Genomic DNA, 21,143 nt, shown 5'->3' with positions numbered 1-21,143 from the left:
GCTCTCCGGGATCCAGGCGCTGTGTGCGAAAACCCAGCTGGTGAGCATCGGCGATCGGGAATCCGACATCTTTGACTTGTGTGAGGGTAAAGGTCGGCGCGAGGGGGGAGGGAAGGGGAAGGGGAAGGGGGTGGATTGCGGTGACGCTGGGCTTAGCGAATACAATGAGCGGCCACACCGAAGAGGAGCTTGCGATGCCGACCACTACCCTGAAAGTCACCGGAATGAAATCCGACGACTGCCTGCGCCTGGTGATGAATGCGATCCAGGATCTGCCATGTATCGGCCACGTCGAGGTCTCGCTGGCAAGCGGCGAGGCGGTCATCGAGCACACGGCAATGGTGAGTGAGAGCGACATCCGCGAGATCATCGAGCAGGCCGGCTATCCGACGGCATAGGCGCGGGGCGCTGCGCGCCCCGCAGAACGTCGCTGCGCGATGTTCCAGAGGGTCAGCGAAACAGAGTTGACAGAGATCAGAGCTGCGGTGCTCAGCGCTTCGGGATGGGGGAAACACACAACACCCGAAAGCCGAGATCGCCGCCGCGGTAGTCGCGAGCGACGACGTTGCGGGAGGCGCAACGCGCGTGGTGACGATCGCCACCGCACGAGCCGCCGCGAACCACGCGCCGGGCGTCAACAGCCAGTGTCGCATCGCTCGGCGTATCGAACTTGTTGAGACACCAGTCCCAGGTATTGCCGGTAAGGTCCAGCACACCCTGGGCGCTTGCTCCCTGCGGATATAGGCCGACGGCAGTCATCCGGCCCAATTCGCTGTCGACCGTGTTGGCCCGTCCTTCCTGCCACTCGCCCCAGGGAAACTCGCTGCGCGGGTCGCCGCCGGTCGCCGCCTGCTGCCACTCCCACTCGGTCGGCAAGCGGACGGGAAAACCAAGCGTCACAGAAAGCCACTGGCAGTAAGCCATTGCTTCGATCCAGGTGACATTCCCCGCCGGCTGGTTGTCGCTGCCGCGCTGAAACGCTGGCAGCCAGCTGTAAACCTTGCGCAGCAGTTCGTCGTAGCCGTCGGCGGCTTCGAGAAAGACGCGCCACTGGGCGATCGTCAGCGGATGACGGGCGATGTGGAAAGGCGCAACCTGGAAGCGCGGCCGACCGCGCCAGCGCTTCCACAGGCCAGTGGCGTCGATGTCCAGTTCGACCTCGCCGCCCGGAATCGCGTGCCAGGCGATCTCCGGCAGGCCGTCGGCACCGACGCCTACGCCGGGGCGCGGGTGGCCGCGGGCGAGCAGCGCCAGGCGGTCGCCGATCTGCGCGCGCAAGGCCTGCGGGGTGGAGGCCTCGTCGAGCAGCGCGAGCATTGCGTCGGCGGCGAGCGGGCCGAGGAAATCGCGCTCGACGTCGTTCAGCTCGAAGCGCGATCCGAGGCGCTGCAGCATCGGCGCGGTTTCGCGAATCACCCGCTCGTCGGGCCAGCGATAACTGTCGCCGTGCGCCCGCCAGGCCAGGGTGGCACGTCCGATTTCGCGTCGCTGGTGCAGATCGGTGCGGTCTTCCTGCAGCCACTGGTGCAGGCGGTGCCAGTTGCGGATCAGCGCTTCGTGGGCGACCTCGACGGTCTCCGTTGCGCTGCCAGGGTCGCGGCCGGTGACCAGCAGACGGGCGGTCGCCAACTCACCGATCAGCGCGCGCGCTACATCGTCGAAGTCGACTAGCGGCGCGCGTCGGCGGGTGTCCTCGCTGCCTTCGCCGAGCTGCACGAGTTGCAGGAAGATGTCGCGGGCCATCGCCGCGCGGCCTGGATGCTCGCTCTCCATGGCGTCGATGACGCTGTCGGCACGTTGCACGATGGCGCCGCGGACGCCGCCGATGGCTTCGAAAGCGGCCTGGCACAGGGTGCCGTCCCGACTGCGGGCGTACAGTTGCGTCAGGCAGAATTCGAGCAGCGGCTGGTCGCCGACATCGGCAAGCCTGGCGGCTAGTTCGCCCGTGGCGATCACCCGTTTGACGCGCTCGTCGGCGGTTGGCTCGCCTTCGATCAGTTCGAGAAGGCAGGCGGCGAGGCTGCGCCAGGGTTCGCGACCGGGCCGCAAGATGCCCACCGCCCAGCCACCGCGAGCGCGCAGCACCGGGATCAGCCCGGCCTGCACCACCGACGACTTGCCGCTGCCCGAAGCGCCGACGACGGCGGCGGCGAGTTCGCTGGTGAACGCGTCGCGGCCGAAGAAGAGCGGCTGGTCTTCTTCGCGGAAAGCGCGCAGGTCGCGGTAGGGGCAGTCGGCGTCGGGCGGGCGCTCGCTGAGCGCGTCGAGCGCGCGAACGAGTGCGCCGTAGTCCGCGTGTTTCTCGTCGCCGGCATCGCGCTGCACGACCTCCAGCAGCAGCACAACGAATGCCGCGAGCCGGCGAAGCCGCGTTCGAGCAGATTACGGACGCAGCGCAGGGTGAACTCTCGCGTCGCACCGCTCTGGTCTATCGAATCGTAAATGTCGCGCAAGCGACTCACGAATCTCCATTCTCTCCTCGCGGGATAAGGGTCGGGGAAGAGGGGAAAACGGTCATGACTTTCATGATCTGGGGTGTCTCGATTGTCATGACCGTTAGCCGAAAACCATTTTCGGCAGGTGGTCGCCGGTGGCGACCGCGCCTGGCGGCGCATTGTCTGCCATCGTTACCGTGGCTGCCCCAAAGTGGCTCGCTGTGCGAGAATGTACGTCGAAGCGCATTCGCACGAGCAACGATCTCCAGCCTGGAAGCCATCGACCCCATGCTTGCCGACTCGCCACCGCCCGCCGCCGCAAGCTACGACTCGGGCTACAAGCTGCTCTTTTCGCACGCCCAGGTCGTCGAAGACCTGTTGCGCGGTTTCGTCGCCGAGGACTGGGTCGCCGAGCTTGACTTCGCGACGCTCGAAAAAGTCGCTGCCAGTTACGTCAGCGACGATTTGCGCGAGCGTGAGGACGACATCGTCTGGCGCCTGCGCCACCGCGGCGACTGGCTCTATGTGTACCTGCTGCTCGAGTTCCAGAGCAGCGTTGATCCGTGGATGGCCTTGCGCATCATGGTCTATACCGGATTGCTGTATCAGGATCTGATCAAGAGCGGCGAGATCGGCAGCCAGCAGAAGCTGCCGGCGGTTTTCCCGCTCGTTCTCTACAACGGGCGCCGTCGCTGGACCGCGGCACGCGAAGTCAGCGAACTGATCGAGCCCTTGCCGGCCAGCCTGAAGCCTTATCACCCGGCGCAACGTTATTTCCTGCTGGAGGAGGCGGCGCTCGGCGATGACGAGCTGACCGACACGGAGAACACGGTCGCCGGTATCATTCGTCTCGAAGCTAGCCGCGCGCCAGCGGACGTGCGGCGAGCGGTCTCACTATTGCAGAAGCGTTTGCGGGGGCCGCAATACGCGAGCCTGCGCCGCGCTTTCGCCGTCTGGATCAACCGCGTAGTCCTTCGCCGGCTGATGCCCGGGCAGGAAATACCCGAAGTCAAGGAATTACAGGAGATTGATACCATGCTCGCAGAAACCGTCGAAGAATGGACCCGGCAGTGGAAAGCGGATGGCCTGCGCGAGGGGCGGCAGCAGGGTCTGCAGCAGGGTCTGCAGGAGGGTCGCCAGGAGGGTCGCCAGGAGGGCATGCAACAGGGCGAGGCAGCCCTGCTGCAAAAACAACTCGCGCGCCGTTTTGGGGTGCTACCGGCCTGGGTGCCGGAACGACTGGCGCAGGCCAGTCCTGCTCAGCTCGAAAGGTGGGGTCTTGAACTGCTCGATGCAGCCAATCTCGACGACGTTTTCGCAGACGGTGCTTGAGAGGCCGAGAAGGTGATCGACTTCACAGTTGGCGTGTCATCGACGGCATCGTCCTCAACGACAACGTCAACAACCTCGATGCCATTCGTCGCGAGAAGGGGACGGTCTTCCCGCGCTTTCCGTCCTATTGCGCTCGCCGGGCAAGCGCTTGCCTGCCGGCTGCGGCCAGCGGCGCGATCTGGACGGCGACGATGCACACCAGGATCAGCACACAGCCGGCGATGCCGTTGGCGTTAAGCCGATCACCCATGAGCAGGAAGCCGAACAGGGCGGCGAAGACGGTTTCGGCGGAGAGGATGATTGCCGCGTCGGCGGGCTGTGCATAGCCTTGCGCGACCACCTGCGTGGTGTAGCCGATGCCCACCGACACCAGGCCGGCGTAGGCAATCGGCAGCGCTGCCTGGACGACTCCGCTCAGGGTAATGCTTTCGCTGAGTAAGGCCCAAAGCAGGCTGATGACACCGCAGACCAAGAATTGCCCGCTGGCGATCAGGAACGGCGCGTGCAGGCGCTCGGCGATGCGTCCGACAAAGATCACATGCAAGGCCCAGAAGATGCTGCTGGCCATCACCCACAGGTCGCCGACGACGGGCTCGAAACCTTGCGCGCCGGAGAGCAGCCAGGTGCCGGCCAGGCAACCAATCGACGTCGGCCACACCGACCAGTGCGCGGGTGTGCGCAGCAGCATCCAGCCGAGCAGCGGTACCAGCGGCACGTAAAGCGCGGTGAGAAAGCCGGCGTTGGTGATTGTGGTGCTGATGATGCCGATCTGCTGAAAGACGGCGCCAAGCATCAGCAGCACGCCCAGGGCGCTGATGCCGAGGGCGTCGGTGGGCCGCGGCTGCGCCTGGCGTAGCGACAACTGGCGCCACTCGCGCCAGGCGAGCGGGGCGATGACGGCGGTACCGAGCAGGAAGCGGGTGCCGGTGAAGGTCAGCGGCCCGACGCCGGCCATGCCTTCGGCCTGGGCGACGAAAGCCGAACCCCAGATCAGGGCGACGGCGAGCAGCAGCAGATTGGCCTGGGCGCGAGTCAAGGTGAAGGTTTCCGGGAAAAGCCGGCAAGTGTAGCCGAATTGGCAGTCTTCGCCGCACTCGTGAAGTGCCTGGCGGACTCGCCAGATCGGCGCCAGGTGGTCGGCCGCCCTTGGCAGATGCTGGCGCGGCGTTTACAGCCCGAGCGTGGTCGCGCTGATCGGGTCGCCGCCTTCGCCGAGGATCTCGTCGAAGCGCTTCCGGTAGGGCTTGCACTCGTGGACATCGTCGGTAATCAGCCGGGATCGGGCATGGTCGCGGTGGAAGCGCAGCAGCGCGTGTTTGTCATCGGCGATCAGCAGGGAGTCATTTCGCGCTTCGAGTTGCGGTGGCGCGTCGATGATCTGCAGGGTCGGCGAATAGACACGTAACAGCTTCATCAATTGCGGGCTGTATTGCCGGACGAACTCGGTCTTCTGAACGACGATCGTCAGTTGACTGCCTTGCTGCCGGGAGCTCAGCAGACGATTCAGGGCGGCAATTCTCGCCGGGTTTTCAAGCTTGAGGGGTGACAGGTCTTCGTCGAAGATCAGCAAGCTCTTCGCTGACAGGTCCAGAATTTCCTGTACCGCGCTGTCGTGTTCGGTCCAGGTGGTGAGCAGGCGACTGGTCATCAGGAGTCCTCCGCGTGCCTTGGGCGATTTCTGTCCAAGGGCAACCCATCTTGCTTGTCTTTTCCGGCAAGCGCCTAACGGCGAATCTTTCAGGTCATTCGCCGGCGAAGATAGCAGGCTTGCCGCCGCCCAGGCAAGCCATCGTCGATTGTCGTCGGCGGCACCGGGCGGTGATCGTCGACTTTGCTGAGCTTGTGCATCGGGTAAGCGCATCCAGCTGGCTGCAAGCGAGTGGCTTTCCTTGTCGTGGTCTTCCGATGAGTCATTGCCGTTGCGGTAGAATCGCCCGTTATTTTGCGGATAGAGAGCATGCCCACCGGAATTATTGACTCGCTGGACCACGAGGGGCGCGGGCTGATCGTGGTCGACGGCACGACGGTTTTCATCGAAGGCGCCTTGCCGGGCGAGCGCGTCGAATACGTCGTCCATCGCCGCAAACCGACTTACGAACAGGCGCGGACGCTGCGTATTCTCGATCCGTCGGCGGATCGCGTGACGCCGCGCTGCCCGCATTTCGGCGTCTGTGGCGGTTGCAGCATGCAACATCTCGATGCCAGTGCGCAGGTGGCGGCCAAGCAGCGCTTGCTCGAAGACAATCTGCGCCATCTTGGCGAGATCAGTGCCGAGCAGCTGTACGCGCCGATTCATGGTCCGACATGGGCTTACCGCTTTCGCGCGCGGCTGTCGGTTCGCTTCGTGGCCAAGAAAGGCGGCGTGCTGGTCGGCTTTCGCGAGCGGAGAGGCAGTTACGTCGCCGATATGCAGCAGTGCGCGGTGCTGCCGCCACATCTTTCGGCGATGCTGTTGCCGCTGCGCGAGTTGATCGGGGCGCTCTCGATCCGCGATCGCCTGCCGCAGATCGAAGTCGCCGTCGGTGAGCGGGTAACGGCTCTCGTTCTGCGCGTGCTGGAAGCGCCGAGTCCGGATGACGAGGCTCTGCTGCGCGACTTTGCCGACCGCTACGGGGTCGTCTTCTATCTGCAGCCGAAGGGGCCGGCAACGGCCTACCGCTTCCATCCGCAGGAGGGGCCACCGCTTTCCTATCTGCTGCCCGACTTCGGCGTCGAGCATTTCTTCTCGCCGACCGAGTTCACGCAGGTCAATCCGGCGATCAATCGCGTCCTGGTGCGGCGAGCAATGAGCCTCCTGGAACCGCGGCCAGGCGAGCGGATCGGCGACATGTTCTGCGGGCTGGGGAACTTCTCGCTGGCCATCGCGCGTTCGGGCGCGCAGGTTCTCGGTGTCGAAGGCAGTCCTGAACTCGTCGTTCGGGCGGCCGAGAATGCCGCTGCGAACGGTCTCGATGGACGCGTTGAGTATCGTATTGCGAATCTCTTCGAAGTGACTACGGAGAGCTTTGCCGCCTTCGGCGGGCTCGACAAGATGCTCATCGACCCGCCGCGCGATGGGGCGCTGGAGCTGGTCAAGTCACTGGCGGCTGACGGCCCGCGGCGCATCGTCTACATTTCGTGCAGTCCACCGAGCCTGGCGCGCGACGCGGCGATTCTGGTCAGCCAGAAGGGCTACCGCTTGCGTGGCGCGGGCGTGGTCAACATGTTTCCCAACACTTCCCACGTCGAGTCGATCGCCCTTTTCGAGCGTCAGCCAAGCGCTTAGGGCGCAAGAACTGCCCGGCGGCGCCCTGCGCGGCATGGTTGTCGTCGTCGTCAGTCGTCATGCCGGCGACTGTACGTGCCTGGCTTAGGGCACTGCCGTCCAGCTGGAGTCGGGATTGAAACGGCTCATGGTGCTGGCTGCGGGCGTGGTGTCATCGCCGAGGTCCTTCTGGTAGACGACGCCATTGTGGTTGACGAGGAAAGTCATCACCCCCGACGCTCCGTATTTGGCGGGGTAGGCGACAACGGCGAAACCGCCGATCATCTTGTCAGCAACGAGGTAGTTGTAGGCGCCGTCCGGGGAGTTCTCGCCCTCGGCGGTCAGCATGCGGTAGAGATAGCCGTGAAAGGGCTTTGGCTCATAACGCTTGGCTTTCGACTGCTTGACGGCATAGCCTTCGTCCGTGGCGTCGGCGATCAGTGGCCCGAGGGGACTCGCCGGCTGGCCTTCCTGCACCGGCCAGAAAAGGCCATCTCGCTTACCTTTGGTCGACACGAAACGGCGTGCGTAGTCGTTGAATCCGTTACCGTCGAGATCGTCGGCGGCGTAGTCGCGCTGCGCATCGACGATCGCCAGCAAGGTCTGGATGGTGTCAAGTTCGTTGCGGCCGATACGCCTGCTGGTGATCTCCTCGCGTCCGGCATCGGCGTCGAAAACCCAGCCGTCGGCCCTGTGCACCAGCGGTGCCGGGAAGGACCAGTCGTCGTCACCGACGACCAGCTGCGCATGGCCATCCGCCTGTTTGCTGATGCCGTGCTTCGCATCGTACGCGGCCAGGAATTTCTTCCAGTCCGCGCGGTCGGCGACGCTGTCGCCGCTGAAAAGCCAGCTTCCCGAGTTCGGGCCGACGACCGCCAGCAGTGCTTTCGCATCCTGCGCGCGGACCGCCGCCGCGAGCGCCATGGCGGCATCGTCAGGCGTTGCAAAAGCACTGATGACTTTTTTCGGCGCCGGCGCAGCCTTGCTGGCTGTCGCGGCGAAGGTCGGGGGGAGCTGTCGCGATCAACAGGGCGGCAGCGAGTGTCTTGAGCGTGTGCTTGAGTTTCATCGTTTTGTTCTCCGCAGAAGTGGGGGTGGGGGGCAGGGCTGCTTAGCGACCACGGCCGCCACCACCGCCGCCACGGTGTCCACCACCACCGCCACCACGATCACCTCCGCCGCCGCGGTTGCTCATCTGTGCGCGGCTGGCGTTGCCGCGCTGGCTGGCTTCGCGTGTCGAGTGTCCGTTGCCGGCGCCCGAGAAACCGCTACCCCTCGCGCTGCTGCTCGCATTGTTGCGCGCGGTACTGCCAGCCATGCGGTTGCTGGTCGTCGACCGTGCTTCGCTACCCTGCATGCGGTTGCTTGCCGATGCCCGCGCTCCGCCGCCGCCCTGCATGCGGTCGCTTGCCGTTGCTCCTCTGCCACCAGCACCGGAACCGACACCGGCGGTCTTGTCGCGTGTCGCTGCCCTAGCGCCACGATCAGCGTTCTGAACGCGATCGTTCAGCTGTTTGCGATCCATGCCCTTGAGCTCCGAGCGCCCGCTTTCGGCGCGACCGCGAAAGTTCTCGCGCGACTTGGCTGCGGCGGCGTTGCTGCCACGGTTGTACTGGCGCGCCACGTTCCTGTCCCCGTAAGCGACACCGCGGCGGTGATTGACGTTGTGATTCCAGTTCTTGTTGCTGATGTTGCTGCGATTGAACGAGTTGTAGCGATTGACGTTCACGTCGACCGAGCCGCGGCCCCAGCCCCAGTTGCAGCCTCCCCAGATTGCGGCGCCAACGAGCAGGCCGGTGGCGAAGACCAGGCCGGGTGGATAGACGTAGGCCGGCGGATAGACAGTGTAAGGCGGTGTCGGATACCACCAGCTGCCGTAGACCACGCTCGGATTGTAAGTGGGTACGTAGATCACGTCCGGCTTTGGCGACTCGACGACATAGATCGTCTGGCTGCCCTGTGTCTCGGTCCTGACCACCTGCTGCGGCGTCGTCTTGAGGTTGCCGGTGGCATCGGCCTTGGCGCGCAGCGACTGCACGGTGTCCATCACTGCCGCCTGCTGGGCGAGGAAAGCGTCGCCAAGTTTCTGCGTCCAGCTGAGGTTGTCGTTCATCTGCTTGAGGACTTCCGGTACCGCCGTCAGCGATTTGACCGCCGGATCCCACTGCTGCTGGGCCATTGCGTCCTCAAGCGCCTTCTCGTTGGTGACCTCGGGGTTGGCCTTCGACCAGCGTGCCGCCTCGACGACTTCGAGCGGGTAGGTCGAAGCCATCAGGATCTGCGCCAGCAGCGCATCCGGATAGAGGGCAATGGGCGCCAGAAGCCGGTCCAGGTCTTCCTGCGAGAAGCTTTGCTGCGCCGCACTGGTCGACGCTGGCTCGGCTAGCGGCGCTGACGGCGCTTGTTGGGCCAGCGTCGGGGAAAGCGCAAATATCAGTGCTGTAAGCAGCGCACAGGATCGGGAGGTTTTTGAGTTCATCAAGGATCCTCGGGTACAAAACAACGATTTACGAGCGAAGCGACAAGGGTTACATACAACTGTGCTTGGGCAGGATGCGCCCGCCAGGCGAGCCACTAGCTCGTCTAGCTTATCCGTTGCGGGGGGGGCTTGCCAAGTCGACCAGTGAAGCTTGCAGGCACGGCCATGAAAGCTGACTCGCCGCGACAAACCTTGCTCCTGGATCGCTTCACGTCGTTCGCCATGACCACCGCCCGTCCTGCCATTGCCGCTGGCCCCCGCGCAGTCGACAGGGCGGCGACGCCAAATGGTCTCACGGAAGTGTTCACGCCAACGGGAGCGATGCGCGCAGAAACAGCAAAGGCCCGCCATATGCGGGCCTTTGCTTGGCTTCCGTCAGCAGGCTCGGGCTTGAGAGCCTTGCGATCCCACTTTCTGTAGAAAGTGTTTCCTCGGCGAACGGTGGCCGGGTGGGCCTGGGTTCTGGCAGCGGGTGGCTGCAGGTGTTCGCGTTGGTCAGATGGCCCTATTAGACCCGAACACGGCGCATCTGAAAAACATTGAATGGAGATAGTCGTATCTCGAATTACGATTGAACGTGTACCATTGCGTCACCATGGAACTCCGCCAGTTGCGATACTTCGTGGCCATTGCCAAGCACGGCAGCTTCTCGAAGGCGGCCGAGCAGGTGTTCGTCGCCCAGTCCGCGCTCAGCCATCAGCTCGCGCAGCTCGAAGCAGAGCTGGGGACGCGCCTGCTCCACCGCTCGCGGCGTGGGGTCGAACTCAGCGAGTCCGGCCGCATCTTCCTCGCTCACGCCACGGCCATCCTCCGGCAGGTGGATGACGCCATCGCCAGCGTTCGCAACAACGCCGACGATCCGAGCGGCAAGGTCGTTTTCGGCGTACCGCACAGTGCCTCGAATGCACTGGCCTTGCCGTTACTGCAGGCCGTCCGCCAGCACTTGCCGAAGGTCGAACTCGAACTGACGGAAGAGCTGACAGGCAACCTCGTCCAGCAACTGCGCAGCGGCCAGATCAACCTGGCCCTGTTGTTCGACGACGGCAGCATCGCCGAGTTTGCCTGCGAGTACCTGCTCGACGAAGCTCTGGCCTTGATTTCGCCCGCCTCGGCAGCGGATCGCCCGCAGGCGGCGGTGAGCTTGCAGCAGGCTCTGCTGCTGCCTTTGATCCTGCCCGCCAATCCACACGGCGTGCGCCCGATCATCGAGGCGGCGGCGCGCGCGCATGGGCTAGCGGGGCCGAACGTCATCGCCGACATCAGCTCGGTCAGCATCCTGCGCACGACTTTGCTCGCCGGCCTCGGTCACACCCTGCTGCCGGTGATGCCCTTGCAGCATGAACTGGCGGCCGGCACGCTGTGTGCCGTTCCCGTCGACAACCCGACGCTCACGCGCCGTCTGGCGCTCTGCGCCTCGAAGCATATCCCGCTCTCTGCTGCCGCCACCGCCGTCGCCCGACTCACCCCAGATCTGACCAAGAACCTCTGCACGACAAACGCCTGGCTGGGCGCGGCACTCATTCCGAAGGCACCCTGAAGGGCTGTTGTAAAAACATGCCGAATGAGTGCAATCGGCCATTTTGCACCGTTTGATGTGAAAGTCGCGAATGCGACTTACGAAACTCCCTTCTCCCCTCGCGGGAGAAGGGTCAGGGGAAGAGGGAAAACGGTCATGGCTTTCATCATCAGGGGTGTCTCGACATGTCATGACCGTTAGCTCTTCAGAAAAACAAGAGCCTCGCGTGCGGTCAGGATGTGCGTCCGCTGATGGCGTGAGAGGGCGAGTAGGTCTCGCTTGTCACCGGTAACCAGAACGTCGACTTGTCCTGCCTGGGCCATCGCCAATAGAAAATTGTCGTAGGGGTCTGGTGAAATGTCTATGGTCGGCAGGTTCTCGACGGTCACTGCCAAGCGGCGGAGATCGTTGACCAATCGGCCTGCCTCTGCAGGGTGAATTCGGAAGCGGATTCCGTCGCGACGCGTGACGCGGCGGATTTCTTCGATTTGCAGCTCTGAGGTAATAAGGGTGAACTGGCCGTCCCGCCATGCCTTATACAGCTGATCGGGTGGCGTACCGCGCGTGATCAGTGCTGCGATAAGTATGTTGGTGTCGAGAATCAAGCGCATTCCAACTACGAATCCTTCACTGGGGTCGGCCACATTTCTTCGCGTACTGTGGCGCAGGCCTCGTCAATCGCTGCTTGCAGGTCGTCAGGGTCGATATCAGCGTTGCGAGCTTTCATGCCTTGAACCGCCTGGTCGAACATTCGCCAGCGCACTGCGTCCTCGATGAACTTGGAAAGGTCGCCCTTGCGCATTCCCTGAGCCCCGAGGAAAGCCCGTAAGGCGAGGTCCGTTTCTCGCGAGAAGGTAACGGTTAGCCGCGTAGTGTCTTCGTTGGCCATTGGCTCTCATCCGTGTATAAGCATCTATCCGCTTAAGAGGATAGCACCCTGTCTGGCTATCGGGAAGCCTCTGCCTCGGTCGCGCCACTCCGAAAGGCTCGCCTGTTGCGTGTAACGGTGGCAAGGGAGGTCGCGCCGAGGACTGCCGCGGATCAATGCTCTATTCACTGCGCAGCGCTCTTGCCTCTGCTGATGCCTTTTGTGGCGGGAACGATGACCGTTACTCGGCCTTGTGCCTGCCTGGCTTCATTGGCTGCCGGCAGGAGCTGCATCAGCGCTTCACGTCGAGCCGCCTTGTCGAGCGCTGCCAGCTCGGCGACGCGTTGGTAGAACTGCGGCAGATCGTAATCCTGCTGCGCGAGCAGGACCTCGAAGGCCGGCACCAACTCGTTGTAGAGGGCGAGCGATACCAGTTTGGCGTTGTTCAGGTCGTCGGCAAAGAACCGGTCATAGCCGGCGTAGCCGCCCCAGCTGGTCTTCAGTTCGGCGTAGTCGCGCCGCAGGTCGTCGAACAGCGCCGCCTTGGCCGCGCGCTGCTCGACGGTCGGGCGAGTGCTGTCAGCACCGTCAGCCTCATAGAGCACGCGAAACTTTTCGCGATACGCCCGCATCAACGCCGCCAAGGCCGCCTTGCGTGCCCGCTGCGTCTCGAAGACAGCGCGCTGCTCGGGGGCTGCGTTTGCCGCCAGCCAGCGGCGCATGCCTTCGTTTTCCACGGCGGTGGCGAAGGATTCGTTGAACAGTGAATCGTCCTTTACGAAGAGCTGCTGGTGGGCCAGTTCGTGAAAGACGATGCGTGCCACTTCCGGCGTGCCGAAGCGCAGGAAAGTGTTCAGCAGCGGGTCGTCGAAATAGCCGAGCGTGGAGTAGGCCGGGACGCCGGCGACATAGGTGTCGTAACCCTGCTCGCGCAGCTCGGCGGCGAGCTCTTCCGCTGCGTGCTGCTCGTAGTAGCCGCGGTAACTGACGCAGCCGACCATCCACAGGCACCAGGTCTTGGCCTGCAGCGACAGTTCGGGTGCGGCGAAGACGTTCCATACCACGTAGGGGCGACCGAGGTCGGCGTAGTTGCGATAGCTGCCGTTCTCGGGCAGTGCCAGTTCGCGGCTGGCGAAGTCGCGTATCTCTTGCGCCTCCTGCAAGCGGCTTTTCAGGCGCGGATCGTCGGCCGGGTCGTGCAACAGCGCGTCGATCGGTGTCGTGGCACGCATCACGGCCAGGTGTCCGCCGACCGCCTGCGCGTAGTAGCCGGCGTTGCCGCAGCCAAGCAGCAAGGCGGCCAGCAATGGCAGCAAGACCGTGTTTCCAAGCCGTCGGTCAATCATGCCGAAAGCGACCCGTCTCCAGAAAAGAAACGATCTGTGCCGCACAGGCACGTGAGGCGAGCATTTCCGAGTGTGCGACCGGCAGGGTGATGAAGTCGGCGGCACCGGGCAGGCGCGTTTCCGCCACGCTGACGACGCCATCATTGGGCTGTGGCAGGCTGGGCACGATGCGCCCCAGGCCGACGCTGCGCGTGCCGGCAAGCACGCCGATCGGGATCGATGACTGCGGCAAGACGCTGGTCGCCGTTGGCCGCGACAACCATTCCATGATCGAGCGGCCAAGCAGTGTTGGCATTCCGGCCATCCTGGCCAGCCGGCGCGCGCAGTGACTGTCGAGGCTGGGTGTGCCGAGAAAGACCGCCCGGCGCAGGCGTGGGTCGGGTGCTTGCGCGAGGAGGTCGAGGATGATCAGGCCACCCATGCTGTGGCCGACGAGGTGGATCTCGCTGGCGGTCGTTGCCGCGACAAAGGTCTTTAGCGCCTGCGCGTTCTGCGTCAGCGTCGCGCGCACGCTGGGGTAGCCGAAACGTCGCGTGCGGTAAGCGTGGCGCTTGAGCCAATGGCTGTGCAGAGCGAAAACGGCGGCCGGCGTCCACAGGCCGTGCACCAGGATGACCGTGGCCTGCTTGTGCTGATCTCGATTCGGCGTGCTGTGCTCCAATCCGGGCTCCTGTGGGGCGTTGTTGTTCGCCAATTCTAAGGCTTCGGCAAGGGGGCGTCCTTGAGCAGCGAGCTTCGGGCAGGACGCGGACGCGAATCCGCAGGCAAGAATCAGGCTTCAGGCATCTGGAAGCGCAGGCCAGGAGCGCGTATCCTGCACGCCACACATTTCCTGGCGCCAAGACGCGCTCATCCGCCATGAACAACAGCTTCCCTGGACGTATCGACCCCGTTTTCTCCACCCTCGAGCCGGCCGCCGTCTGGGCGCATTTTTCCGCGCTGTGCCGTATTCCGCGCCAGTCGAAAGCGGAAGGGGGCTTGCGCGACGAGATTCAGAACTGGGCGCTGGCCAGGGGGCTGTCGGCGACGGTCGATGCGGCCGGCAACCTCCTGCTCCGCAAAGCGGCCAGCCGCGGCATGGAAGAGGCGCCGGGCGTCGTTCTGCAGGCGCACCTGGATATGGTCTGCGAGAAGAATACCGGCAGCGCGCACGATTTCTCCCGCGATCCGATTCAACCGCTGTGCCGCGATGGCTGGCTGCTGGCCGAGGAGACGACGCTGGGAGCCGACAACGGCATTGGCGTGGCCCTGATCCTGGCCGCCTTCGCGGATGACTCGCTGACGCATGGGCCGCTCGAAGCGCTGCTGACCGTCGACGAGGAAGCTGGCATGGGTGGCGCGCACGGTCTGCAGGGCGGCTTGCTGCAGGGTCGGCTGCTGCTCAACCTGGATACCGAGGAGTGGGGCGAGTTCTATCTCGGCTGCGCCGGCGGGTTGGACGTCAATGTGCACCGCGATGGTCGCGCGGAAGCTCTGCCAGCCGGTTTCACGGCTTGGCGCATCGATTTGCGCGGCCTGCGCGGTGGACATTCGGGTATCGATATCGACGCCGAGCGCGGCAACGCCATCAAACTGCTGGTGCGCGTGCTGCGTGATCTGGAGAGCCGCTTTCCGCTTCGCCTGGCGGAACTGAATGGGGGGTCGGCCCGCAATGCCCTGCCCAGGGAAGCCTCGGCGACGCTGGCCGTGCCGGTCCGCGATGGCGATGCCCTGGCAGCCAGCCTAGTGGCGTGGCAGTCCTTGCTGCGCGAGGAATTGCGGGGCGTCGACGAGGCGCTGGAAATTGACTTCACCGCGGCCTCGGTTGAGGAAGTGATGTCTCCAGGCGATCAATTCATCTGGCTGGCGTCGCTCGCTGCCGCGCCGCACGGAGTGCGCCGCCGCAGTTTGAGCGTCGAGGGCGTGGTCGAGACCTCGAACAATCTCGGCATGGTGGCCATCACGCCGAGCCGCGGCGGCTGCAATTTCATGGTCCGCTCGCTGATCGAGAGCGGCAGCAGCGCCCTCGCTGACGAGATCGTGGCGCTTTTCGCCCTGTCGGGAACGGCCGCCGAAAAAGCCGGCCACTATCCGGGCTGGACGCCAAATCCGGCTTCGCCCCTGCTCGCGTTGTGCCAGTCGGTCTACTGGCGGCAATTCGGCGCTGAATCGACGGTGCAGGTGATTCACGCCGGTCTCGAGTGTGGTCTCATCGCCGCTCGCTACCCGGGTCTGGACATGGTTTCCTTCGGGCCGACCATCCGCGGCGCGCACGCGCCGGGTGAGCGTGTCGAGATCGAATCGGTCGGACGCGCCTGGCAACTCCTGACGGCGATTCTGGCGGCTGTCGGCGCCGGCGCCGCGAGCGATGCGAGCGATGCGAGCGATGACTTGCTGCGCGTCCGCGTCGCCGAGTCGATGGCTTGACAACGCGACGACGCGACGACGCGACGAGTCAATGCGCTGAGCGGCAAGTGAATCCCGACGACCTGCAACTGCTGCTCACCTGGAGCATGCCCTACGGCAAGTACAAGGGCCGTTTGATCGCCGACCTGCCGGGCAATTACCTGAACTGGTTCGCCCGCGAAGGATTCCCACCGGGCAAGCTCGGCCAGCTCCTGGCGCTGATGCACGAGCTCGACCACAACGGCCTCTCCGGATTGCTTGACCCCTTGCGCCAGCGCTGAGGCGACGGGGCCGGGCAGGGCAGCGCCTACGCGGCTGGCGTCGAGAGAAAAGGTCTGGGGCCAGGCGAGCAGGTGGCCGAGTGCTCAATCGCCGTAAGTGCTGATCTGCTGTGAGAAGCAAAAACGACGTTTCGCGACGCGGATTTTCATGCCACGATTATGCGCATGACTGCCTCATCCCCCCTTGGCGACACCCGCGCTGCCTGGTTCTTGGCAGGAGTGGAGTTTTTCTTTGCGCTGAGTTGGGTGGTCTATGTCATTTTTCTTCCCGAATTGCTGGCGCGCGGCGGTATCGACAAGCGCTATCTGCCGTGGATCATTGCCGCTGACCAGTTGATCTTTGCGCTGGCCGACTGGTGGATGGGGGTGGCCGTCGATCGGGCGCGTGCGGCGCTGCGCAGGATCGGGCCGCTGCTGGTGCTGCTGTCGGCGATTTCGGCGCTGGCGATGCTGCTGATGCCCTGGCTGGCCGCAACGCCGATCTTCTTCCTGTTGGCCATCAGCGTCTGGGTGGCGACCTCGTCGGCCCTGCGGGCGCCGCCGTACGTGCTGCTTTCGCGCTACGCGGGGCGGGCGACGCTGCCGCGCCTGGCGGGCATCCAGTTGCTTGGGCTGGCGCTGGCGTCGGCACTGGCACCTTACCTGGCGATCGTTCTCAAGGGGGTGGATCCGGCGCTGCCGTTCCTGCTCAGCGCCCTGGCAGTGGCTGCTTCCGCGCTGGCTCTGGTCTATGTCGAGCGGCGCTTGCCGGCGGCAGCGCCGACGCTGGCCGCGGCAGAGGCCTTACAGACAGCGGCCGGTGGGGCAAAGGCCTCGTGGGCCTTCCTGCTGCTGCTCGCCTTGTTGCTCGCCTTCGGCCAGCAGGTGCACTCGGTGCTCAACTCGGCGGTGCAGTTCAAGCGGCTGGCGGACCCGGCGCTGCTGCCGTGGCTGATGCCGGTCTTCTGGATCGGCTTCAGCTTCGGTCTGCTCGGTGTCGGCCGCCTGGTGCGTGCGCGTGGCCCGCTGCAGGTGCTGCGGGTGGCCTGTCCGCTCGGTGCGCTGGCCCTGGCCGGCACGGCGCTTGCCGTCTCGCTGGCGGCCTTGCTGCTGAGTCAGTTTGTCGCCGGGATCTTCTGGGCCGCCATCCTCTGCGCTTCCATCGGTCTGGCCGCCGAGAGCGGCAATCCCATGCACACCGGCCGCCATACCGGCGCCTTGATGGCGACACTGGCGGTGGCGGCTTTTTCACGCATCGGGCTGGCCGCTTCCGGCGGTGCTGCCGCTGCCGGGGCGCAGGTGCTCGACTGGTTGCCGGTAGCCCTGTGGTGTGTGGTCGCGGTGGTTGTGCGCCGCATGCGCTAACGGTCATGACATGGCGAAACACCCCGGATCATGAAAGTCATGACCGCCCCCCTCTTCCCCCGGCCCTTCTCCCGCAAGGGGCGAAGGGAGTTTCGTGAGTCGCATGCGCGACTTTCACAGTAATGAGAACGTCGCGTAAGTGACTCGCTGCTCACCGCAAGGGCGGCTACGAAGGTCGCTTGGCTTTTGCGATTTTCCCTTGGCTTTGGCCGACCGGTAGCCGAACGCAATACGGTAAAATGCAGGCACACCTTGTGGGAAATACCTTATGACCAGCCCCTTGTCGAGCATGACCGTGACGCCTGTGCCTCTGTCGGGATCGGTGGCGATTGATGCGCTTGCGGCCGGCATCAAGTGGGGGGGCGCCGGGACCGGCGCGACCATCGCCTACAGCTTTCCCTACGCAAACGGCGACGCTGTCTGGGCGAGCGCTTACTCAAGCCAGGACGAACCGGACACTGCGTCTGGTTTCGGGAGTGATCACCAGGCAGCCGCGCGGCAGGCTTTGCAGCAATGGGCGAACGTCGCCGACCTGCGCTTCGTGGAAACCACCGAGACCCAGAGCGACGTCGGAGATATTCGCTTTGCCTATACTCAAACCCCGGCAATTGCAGCGTGGTGGGGCTGGTCCAGCTACCCGAACGCATTCTGGCCCGCGGCTGGCGACATCTGGGTCAACGCGGCACGCGCGGCGGATGACTGGTCGGTCGGGAGCGGCCAGTTTTCGGCCTTGCTGCACGAGATTGGCCACGCTCTGGGACTCAAACATCCCTTTGAAGGCACGCCCGTTCTAGCAACGGCTGAAGACTCCGAACAATACACGCTGATGTCCTACACCGATCATCCGCACGCGCTGTTTCGCGAGGTCGTGGATCACGGCGGCGGCTCGTTTAGCTGGTCGTATTTCCCGATTACGCCGCAAACCCCGATGCTTTACGATATCGCCGCCATCCAGCACCTGTACGGCGCGAATACCAGCTATAACGCCGGCGATGATGTATACACCTTTACCCCTGGCTCGCCGTTCTTGATGACCATCTGGGATGCCGGAGGAACAGACACGGTGTCGGTTGCCAATTTTACCGATGCGTGCAGAATCGATTTGCGGGCAGGTTGCTTTTCGGACATTGCCATCAATTCAGATCCGCTTCCTGCCGGCGCTTCTGGTCCGCCGGCAACCTACGATGGTACGGACAACCTGGCGATCGCTTTTGGCGTGACCATCGAGAAAGCCATCGGCGGAGCCGGCGACGATACCCTGATTGGCAACAGCGCGAACAACACCTTGGACGGCGGCACCGGCAACGACACCATGCTCGGTGGCGACGGCAATGACTACTACTATGTTCGCGATAGCGGCGACATCGTCAGCGAGAGCAACGCCACCGCCAGCACCGGCGGCACGGACCTCGTTTATAGCTACCTCAGCAGCTACACCCTCGGTGCCAACGTCGAGAACGGCCGGATCGTCACCAGCACCGCCGCCAACCTCAGCGGCAACAGCCTCAACAACTTCCTCTACGCCGGCGCCGGCAACAACGTCATCGACGGTGGTGCTGGCAGCGACACCGTCAGCTACTACTACGGCGTCGGCGGCACGACCGGCGTCATCGTCAGCCTTGCCACGACCGCGGCGCAAGCCACCGGCGGCTCGGGCACCGACACCCTGACGGCGATCGAGCACCTGCGCGGCAGCAACCATGCCGACAAGCTCACCGGCAACAGCGGTGCCAACCGCCTCGAAGGCTATGCCGGCAACGACACCCTCGACGGCGGCAGCGGTAACGACACCATGCTCGGCGGCGACGGCAACGACTACTACTATGTTCGCGATAGCGGCGACATCGTCAGCGAGAGCAACGCCACCGCCAGCACCGGCGGCACGGACCTCGTTTATAGCTACCTCAGCAGCTACACCCTCGGCGCCAACGTCGAGAACGGCCGGATCGTCACCAGCGCCGCCGCCAACCTCAGCGGCAACCCCCTCAACAACGTCCTCTACGCCGGCGCCGGCAACAACGCCATCGACGGTGGCGCGGGCAGCGACACCGTCAGCTACTACTATGGCGTCAGCGGCACGACCGGCGTCACCGTCAGCCTCGCCACGACCGCGGCGCAAGCCACCGGCGGCTCGGGCACCGACACCCTGACGGCGATCGAGCACCTGCGCGGCAGCAACAATGCCGACAAGCTCACCGGCAACAGCGGCGCCAACCGCCTCGAAGGCTACGCCGGCAACGACACCCTCGACGGCGGCACCGGTAACGACACCATGCTCGGCGGCGACGGCAACGACTACTACTACGTTCGCGATAGCGGCGACATCGTCAGCGAGAGCAACGCCACCGCCAGCACCGGCGGTACCGACACTGTCTTGACCTATGTCTCAAGCTACACCCTCGGCGCCAACGTCGAGAACGGTCGGATCGTCACCAGCGCCGCTGCTAAGCTCAGCGGCAACAGCCTCAACAATTACCTCTACGCCGGTGCCGGCAACAACGTCATCGACGGTGGCGCGGGCAGCGACACCGTCACCTACTACTACGGTGTCAGCGGCAGCACCGGCGTCATCGTCAGCCTTGCCACGACCGCCGCGCAAGCCACCGGCGGCTCGGGTACCGACACCCTGACGAGCATCGAACACCTGCGCGGCAGCAACAATGCCGACCAACTCACCGGCAACAGCGCCGCCAACCGCCTCGAAGGCTACGCCGGCAACGACACCCTCAACGGTGGCCTGGGCAACGACACCCTGATCGGTGGCTCGGGCAGCGACAGCATCCGCTTCGACACCCTGCTCAACGCGCTGAGCAACCGCGACACGATCAGCGACTTCGACGTCGCCGCCGACAGCATCGAACTCGAGAACGCCATCTTCAGCTCGCTGAGCAGCACCGGCACCCTGGCCGCCGGGTCGTTCCGTTCGGCCGCAGGCGTCAGTGCTGTCGATGCCAACGACTTCATCCTCTACGACAACGTCTCGGGAGCGCTGCACTACGATGCCGACGGCAACGGTGCCGGATTGGCGGTGCAGTTCGCCAGCCTGAGCAGCGGACTGGCATTGACTAGTGCGGATTTTCTGGTGACTTGATTCGGTACACGGCGACGCGCAGTCGCCGGTGAATGCTGCTGCCACTTGAACCGGTGGGGGAAGCACCCGTGTCTCGCCGACCGACAGCAAATGGAAAACGAGGCGAGCACGGAACTCGCGCTGAATCATGGCGTTCCCGACGGACGGGAGCAGCCCCAGCGTCCGAGCCTGTCGTTCTCCTGCTGCCGGGAAAGCAACAGGGCAACAGGAGGAGGATCCCGCGCTCGCCTGGCTGTGTATAATTTTGGGGCAGTGCGTCACTGCAGAATGCAGCAGGGGAAAGGCTGAACCAAGGACGATGGAAGAGACTTTGTTGGAGTTGTGGGCGCTCCACTTCATCTACCTGAAGCAAAGCGCCAGCGCCCTCGTTCCGGTGACCATCTGCGTCGTCATTCATGCCCTGGGAATCGGTCTCGCCCGTTCCTTCTTCCGGCGCTTCGAATTGTTGGGGCGCCATTTCCGTGCCTTTGGTCGTTGGCTGGTTGTCGTCGGCGTCGTCGCCATCATGCTGGTGACCCACTGGGTCGAGGTACTGGCGTGGGGATGGTTCTATCTGCTGATGGGCATACTGCCGAAAGGCAGGGAGGCCGTGCTTTTTTCGGTCAATGCTTACACCACCCTGGGCAGTTCGGGCATCACCCTACCTCACGAATGGCAGGGCGTGTCGGCATTCGAAGCGATGACGGCGATGCTGATGTTCGGCTGGTCGACGGCGATACTGGCGGTCATCGTCCAGAAGCTCCATAGCGGGGAGGAGTAAAGGAGTAGGCCGCGATCTAAGCTCGAACGAAATCCCGCGCCGCCGGTCGAGTGAAGCCAATA

19 protein-coding genes are annotated in these 21,143 nt (G+C 64.4%); 9 read left to right on the top strand and 10 right to left on the bottom strand.

Annotated elements, in window-relative coordinates; all coding sequences use genetic code 11:
- Window positions 1–194: 194 nt before the first annotated feature.
- The gene (locus tag E4Q23_RS05475) at window positions 195–398 is read left to right on the top strand and encodes a heavy-metal-associated domain-containing protein (RefSeq protein ID WP_169065695.1); all 204 of its coding nucleotides are present in this window, start codon (window positions 195–197) and stop codon (window positions 396–398) included.
- Window positions 399–489: 91 nt separating this feature from the next.
- On the opposite strand, the gene E4Q23_RS05470 is transcribed toward E4Q23_RS05475, so the two are convergent.
- Window positions 490–2,343 carry an SUMF1/EgtB/PvdO family nonheme iron enzyme gene (locus E4Q23_RS05470; RefSeq protein ID WP_169065694.1) on the bottom strand — a complete coding sequence of 618 codons (1,854 nt, stop codon included), beginning with the start codon at window positions 2,341–2,343 and terminating at the stop codon, window positions 490–492.
- Between the two features lie 173 nt (window positions 2,344–2,516).
- Here E4Q23_RS05470 and E4Q23_RS05465 point away from each other — a divergent pair, with 173 nt between their 5' ends.
- Window positions 2,517–3,767: an Rpn family recombination-promoting nuclease/putative transposase gene (locus E4Q23_RS05465; protein ID WP_248595260.1), complete on the top strand. Its 1,251-nt coding sequence runs from the start codon at window positions 2,517–2,519 to the stop codon at window positions 3,765–3,767.
- Between the two features lie 124 nt (window positions 3,768–3,891).
- Here the strand turns inward: E4Q23_RS05465 and E4Q23_RS05460 are convergent, their stop codons facing one another.
- Window positions 3,892–4,803 carry a DMT family transporter gene (locus E4Q23_RS05460; RefSeq protein WP_169065693.1) on the bottom strand — a complete coding sequence of 304 codons (912 nt, stop codon included), beginning with the start codon at window positions 4,801–4,803 and terminating at the stop codon, window positions 3,892–3,894.
- A gap of 132 nt (window positions 4,804–4,935) precedes the next feature.
- Window positions 4,936–5,415 carry a hypothetical protein gene (locus tag E4Q23_RS05455; RefSeq protein ID WP_169065692.1) on the bottom strand — a complete coding sequence of 160 codons (480 nt, stop codon included), beginning with the start codon at window positions 5,413–5,415 and terminating at the stop codon, window positions 4,936–4,938.
- Window positions 5,416–5,724: 309 nt separating this feature from the next.
- On the opposite strand from E4Q23_RS05455, the gene rlmD reads away from it, so the two are divergent.
- Window positions 5,725–7,032: a 23S rRNA (uracil(1939)-C(5))-methyltransferase RlmD gene (gene rlmD, locus E4Q23_RS05450; protein ID WP_169065691.1), complete on the top strand. Its 1,308-nt coding sequence runs from the start codon at window positions 5,725–5,727 to the stop codon at window positions 7,030–7,032.
- An 84-nt stretch (window positions 7,033–7,116) separates the two neighbouring features.
- Here rlmD and E4Q23_RS05445 read toward each other — a convergent pair whose 3' ends face one another.
- From E4Q23_RS05445 to E4Q23_RS05440, 3 genes are read right to left on the bottom strand one after another with little or no spacing between them, the layout of a single operon-like run.
- Window positions 7,117–7,935, bottom strand: coding sequence for a DUF2950 domain-containing protein (locus E4Q23_RS05445; RefSeq protein ID WP_169065690.1), 819 nt, complete (start codon window positions 7,933–7,935; stop codon window positions 7,117–7,119).
- Between the two features lie 10 nt (window positions 7,936–7,945).
- The gene (locus E4Q23_RS24495; RefSeq protein ID WP_272873636.1) at window positions 7,946–8,080 is read right to left on the bottom strand and encodes a hypothetical protein; all 135 of its coding nucleotides are present in this window, start codon (window positions 8,078–8,080) and stop codon (window positions 7,946–7,948) included.
- 42 nt (window positions 8,081–8,122) lie between these two features.
- A complete protein-coding gene (locus E4Q23_RS05440; RefSeq protein WP_169065689.1) occupies window positions 8,123–9,490 on the bottom strand; it encodes a DUF3300 domain-containing protein in 1,368 nt (455 codons plus the stop codon).
- A 595-nt stretch (window positions 9,491–10,085) separates the two neighbouring features.
- Between E4Q23_RS05440 and E4Q23_RS05435 the strand changes: the two genes are divergently transcribed.
- On the top strand, window positions 10,086–11,027 hold the full coding sequence (locus E4Q23_RS05435) for a LysR family transcriptional regulator (protein ID WP_169065733.1): 942 nt from the start codon (window positions 10,086–10,088) through the stop codon (window positions 11,025–11,027).
- A gap of 176 nt (window positions 11,028–11,203) precedes the next feature.
- Here E4Q23_RS05435 and E4Q23_RS05430 read toward each other — a convergent pair whose 3' ends face one another.
- The 4 genes from E4Q23_RS05430 to E4Q23_RS05415 form a co-directional block, all read right to left on the bottom strand.
- Entirely contained in the window at window positions 11,204–11,617 is a 414-nt protein-coding gene (locus E4Q23_RS05430; protein ID WP_169065688.1) for a putative toxin-antitoxin system toxin component, PIN family, read from the bottom strand.
- Between the two features lie 5 nt (window positions 11,618–11,622).
- Entirely contained in the window at window positions 11,623–11,895 is a 273-nt protein-coding gene (locus tag E4Q23_RS05425) for a ribbon-helix-helix domain-containing protein (protein ID WP_169065687.1), read from the bottom strand.
- Between the two features lie 164 nt (window positions 11,896–12,059).
- Window positions 12,060–13,220: an aminopeptidase gene (locus tag E4Q23_RS05420; protein WP_423753310.1), complete on the bottom strand. Its 1,161-nt coding sequence runs from the start codon at window positions 13,218–13,220 to the stop codon at window positions 12,060–12,062.
- Window positions 13,213–13,881 carry an alpha/beta fold hydrolase gene (locus E4Q23_RS05415; protein WP_169065685.1) on the bottom strand — a complete coding sequence of 223 codons (669 nt, stop codon included), beginning with the start codon at window positions 13,879–13,881 and terminating at the stop codon, window positions 13,213–13,215. Before E4Q23_RS05415 ends, E4Q23_RS05420 begins: the two co-directional genes overlap by 8 nt.
- A 197-nt stretch (window positions 13,882–14,078) precedes the next feature.
- Here E4Q23_RS05415 and E4Q23_RS05410 point away from each other — a divergent pair, with 197 nt between their 5' ends.
- From E4Q23_RS05410 to E4Q23_RS05390, 5 genes are all read left to right on the top strand, one after another.
- A complete protein-coding gene (locus E4Q23_RS05410; protein WP_169065684.1) occupies window positions 14,079–15,626 on the top strand; it encodes an aminoacyl-histidine dipeptidase in 1,548 nt (515 codons plus the stop codon).
- Between the two features lie 47 nt (window positions 15,627–15,673).
- Window positions 15,674–15,886, top strand: coding sequence for a putative quorum-sensing-regulated virulence factor (locus tag E4Q23_RS05405; protein ID WP_169065683.1), 213 nt, complete (start codon window positions 15,674–15,676; stop codon window positions 15,884–15,886).
- A 165-nt stretch (window positions 15,887–16,051) separates the two neighbouring features.
- Window positions 16,052–17,230: an MFS transporter gene (locus tag E4Q23_RS05400; RefSeq protein WP_169065682.1), complete on the top strand. Its 1,179-nt coding sequence runs from the start codon at window positions 16,052–16,054 to the stop codon at window positions 17,228–17,230.
- Between the two features lie 268 nt (window positions 17,231–17,498).
- The gene (locus tag E4Q23_RS05395) at window positions 17,499–20,321 is read left to right on the top strand and encodes a M10 family metallopeptidase (protein WP_169065681.1); all 2,823 of its coding nucleotides are present in this window, start codon (window positions 17,499–17,501) and stop codon (window positions 20,319–20,321) included.
- Window positions 20,322–20,619: 298 nt separating this feature from the next.
- Window positions 20,620–21,081, top strand: coding sequence for a hypothetical protein (locus E4Q23_RS05390; RefSeq protein ID WP_169065680.1), 462 nt, complete (start codon window positions 20,620–20,622; stop codon window positions 21,079–21,081).
- The last annotated feature ends 62 nt before the right edge of the window (window positions 21,082–21,143 follow it).

It is taken from the genome of Candidatus Accumulibacter phosphatis (assembly GCF_012939955.1).
GTDB classification, from domain to species: Bacteria; Pseudomonadota; Gammaproteobacteria; order Burkholderiales; family Rhodocyclaceae; genus Accumulibacter; species Accumulibacter delftensis.
The sequence above is the reverse complement of the archived record's forward strand: the minus strand, read 5'-3'. Positions and strand labels throughout refer to the sequence as shown.

What these genes read in the sequence shown, in the direction of transcription:
- E4Q23_RS05475 (WP_169065695.1), top strand. Translation starts at nt 195, where the DNA reads ATGCCGACCACTACCCTGAAAGTCACCGGAATGAAATCCGACGACTGC.
- E4Q23_RS05465 (WP_248595260.1), top strand. Translation starts at nt 2,517, where the DNA reads ATGACTTTCATGATCTGGGGTGTCTCGATTGTCATGACCGTTAGCCGA.
- E4Q23_RS05455 (WP_169065692.1), bottom strand. Translation starts at nt 5,415, where the DNA reads ATGACCAGTCGCCTGCTCACCACCTGGACCGAACACGACAGCGCGGTA.
- rlmD (WP_169065691.1), top strand. Translation starts at nt 5,725, where the DNA reads ATGCCCACCGGAATTATTGACTCGCTGGACCACGAGGGGCGCGGGCTG.
- E4Q23_RS05445 (WP_169065690.1), bottom strand. Translation starts at nt 7,935, where the DNA reads ATGGCGCTCGCGGCGGCGGTCCGCGCGCAGGATGCGAAAGCACTGCTG.
- E4Q23_RS24495 (WP_272873636.1), bottom strand. Translation starts at nt 8,080, where the DNA reads ATGAAACTCAAGCACACGCTCAAGACACTCGCTGCCGCCCTGTTGATC.
- E4Q23_RS05440 (WP_169065689.1), bottom strand. Translation starts at nt 9,490, where the DNA reads ATGAACTCAAAAACCTCCCGATCCTGTGCGCTGCTTACAGCACTGATA.
- E4Q23_RS05435 (WP_169065733.1), top strand. Translation starts at nt 10,086, where the DNA reads ATGGAACTCCGCCAGTTGCGATACTTCGTGGCCATTGCCAAGCACGGC.
- E4Q23_RS05430 (WP_169065688.1), bottom strand. Translation starts at nt 11,617, where the DNA reads ATGCGCTTGATTCTCGACACCAACATACTTATCGCAGCACTGATCACG.
- E4Q23_RS05425 (WP_169065687.1), bottom strand. Translation starts at nt 11,895, where the DNA reads ATGGCCAACGAAGACACTACGCGGCTAACCGTTACCTTCTCGCGAGAA.
- E4Q23_RS05420 (WP_423753310.1), bottom strand. Translation starts at nt 13,220, where the DNA reads ATGATTGACCGACGGCTTGGAAACACGGTCTTGCTGCCATTGCTGGCC.
- E4Q23_RS05410 (WP_169065684.1), top strand. Translation starts at nt 14,079, where the DNA reads ATGAACAACAGCTTCCCTGGACGTATCGACCCCGTTTTCTCCACCCTC.
- E4Q23_RS05400 (WP_169065682.1), top strand. Translation starts at nt 16,052, where the DNA reads ATGACTGCCTCATCCCCCCTTGGCGACACCCGCGCTGCCTGGTTCTTG.
- E4Q23_RS05395 (WP_169065681.1), top strand. Translation starts at nt 17,499, where the DNA reads ATGACCAGCCCCTTGTCGAGCATGACCGTGACGCCTGTGCCTCTGTCG.
- E4Q23_RS05390 (WP_169065680.1), top strand. Translation starts at nt 20,620, where the DNA reads ATGGAAGAGACTTTGTTGGAGTTGTGGGCGCTCCACTTCATCTACCTG.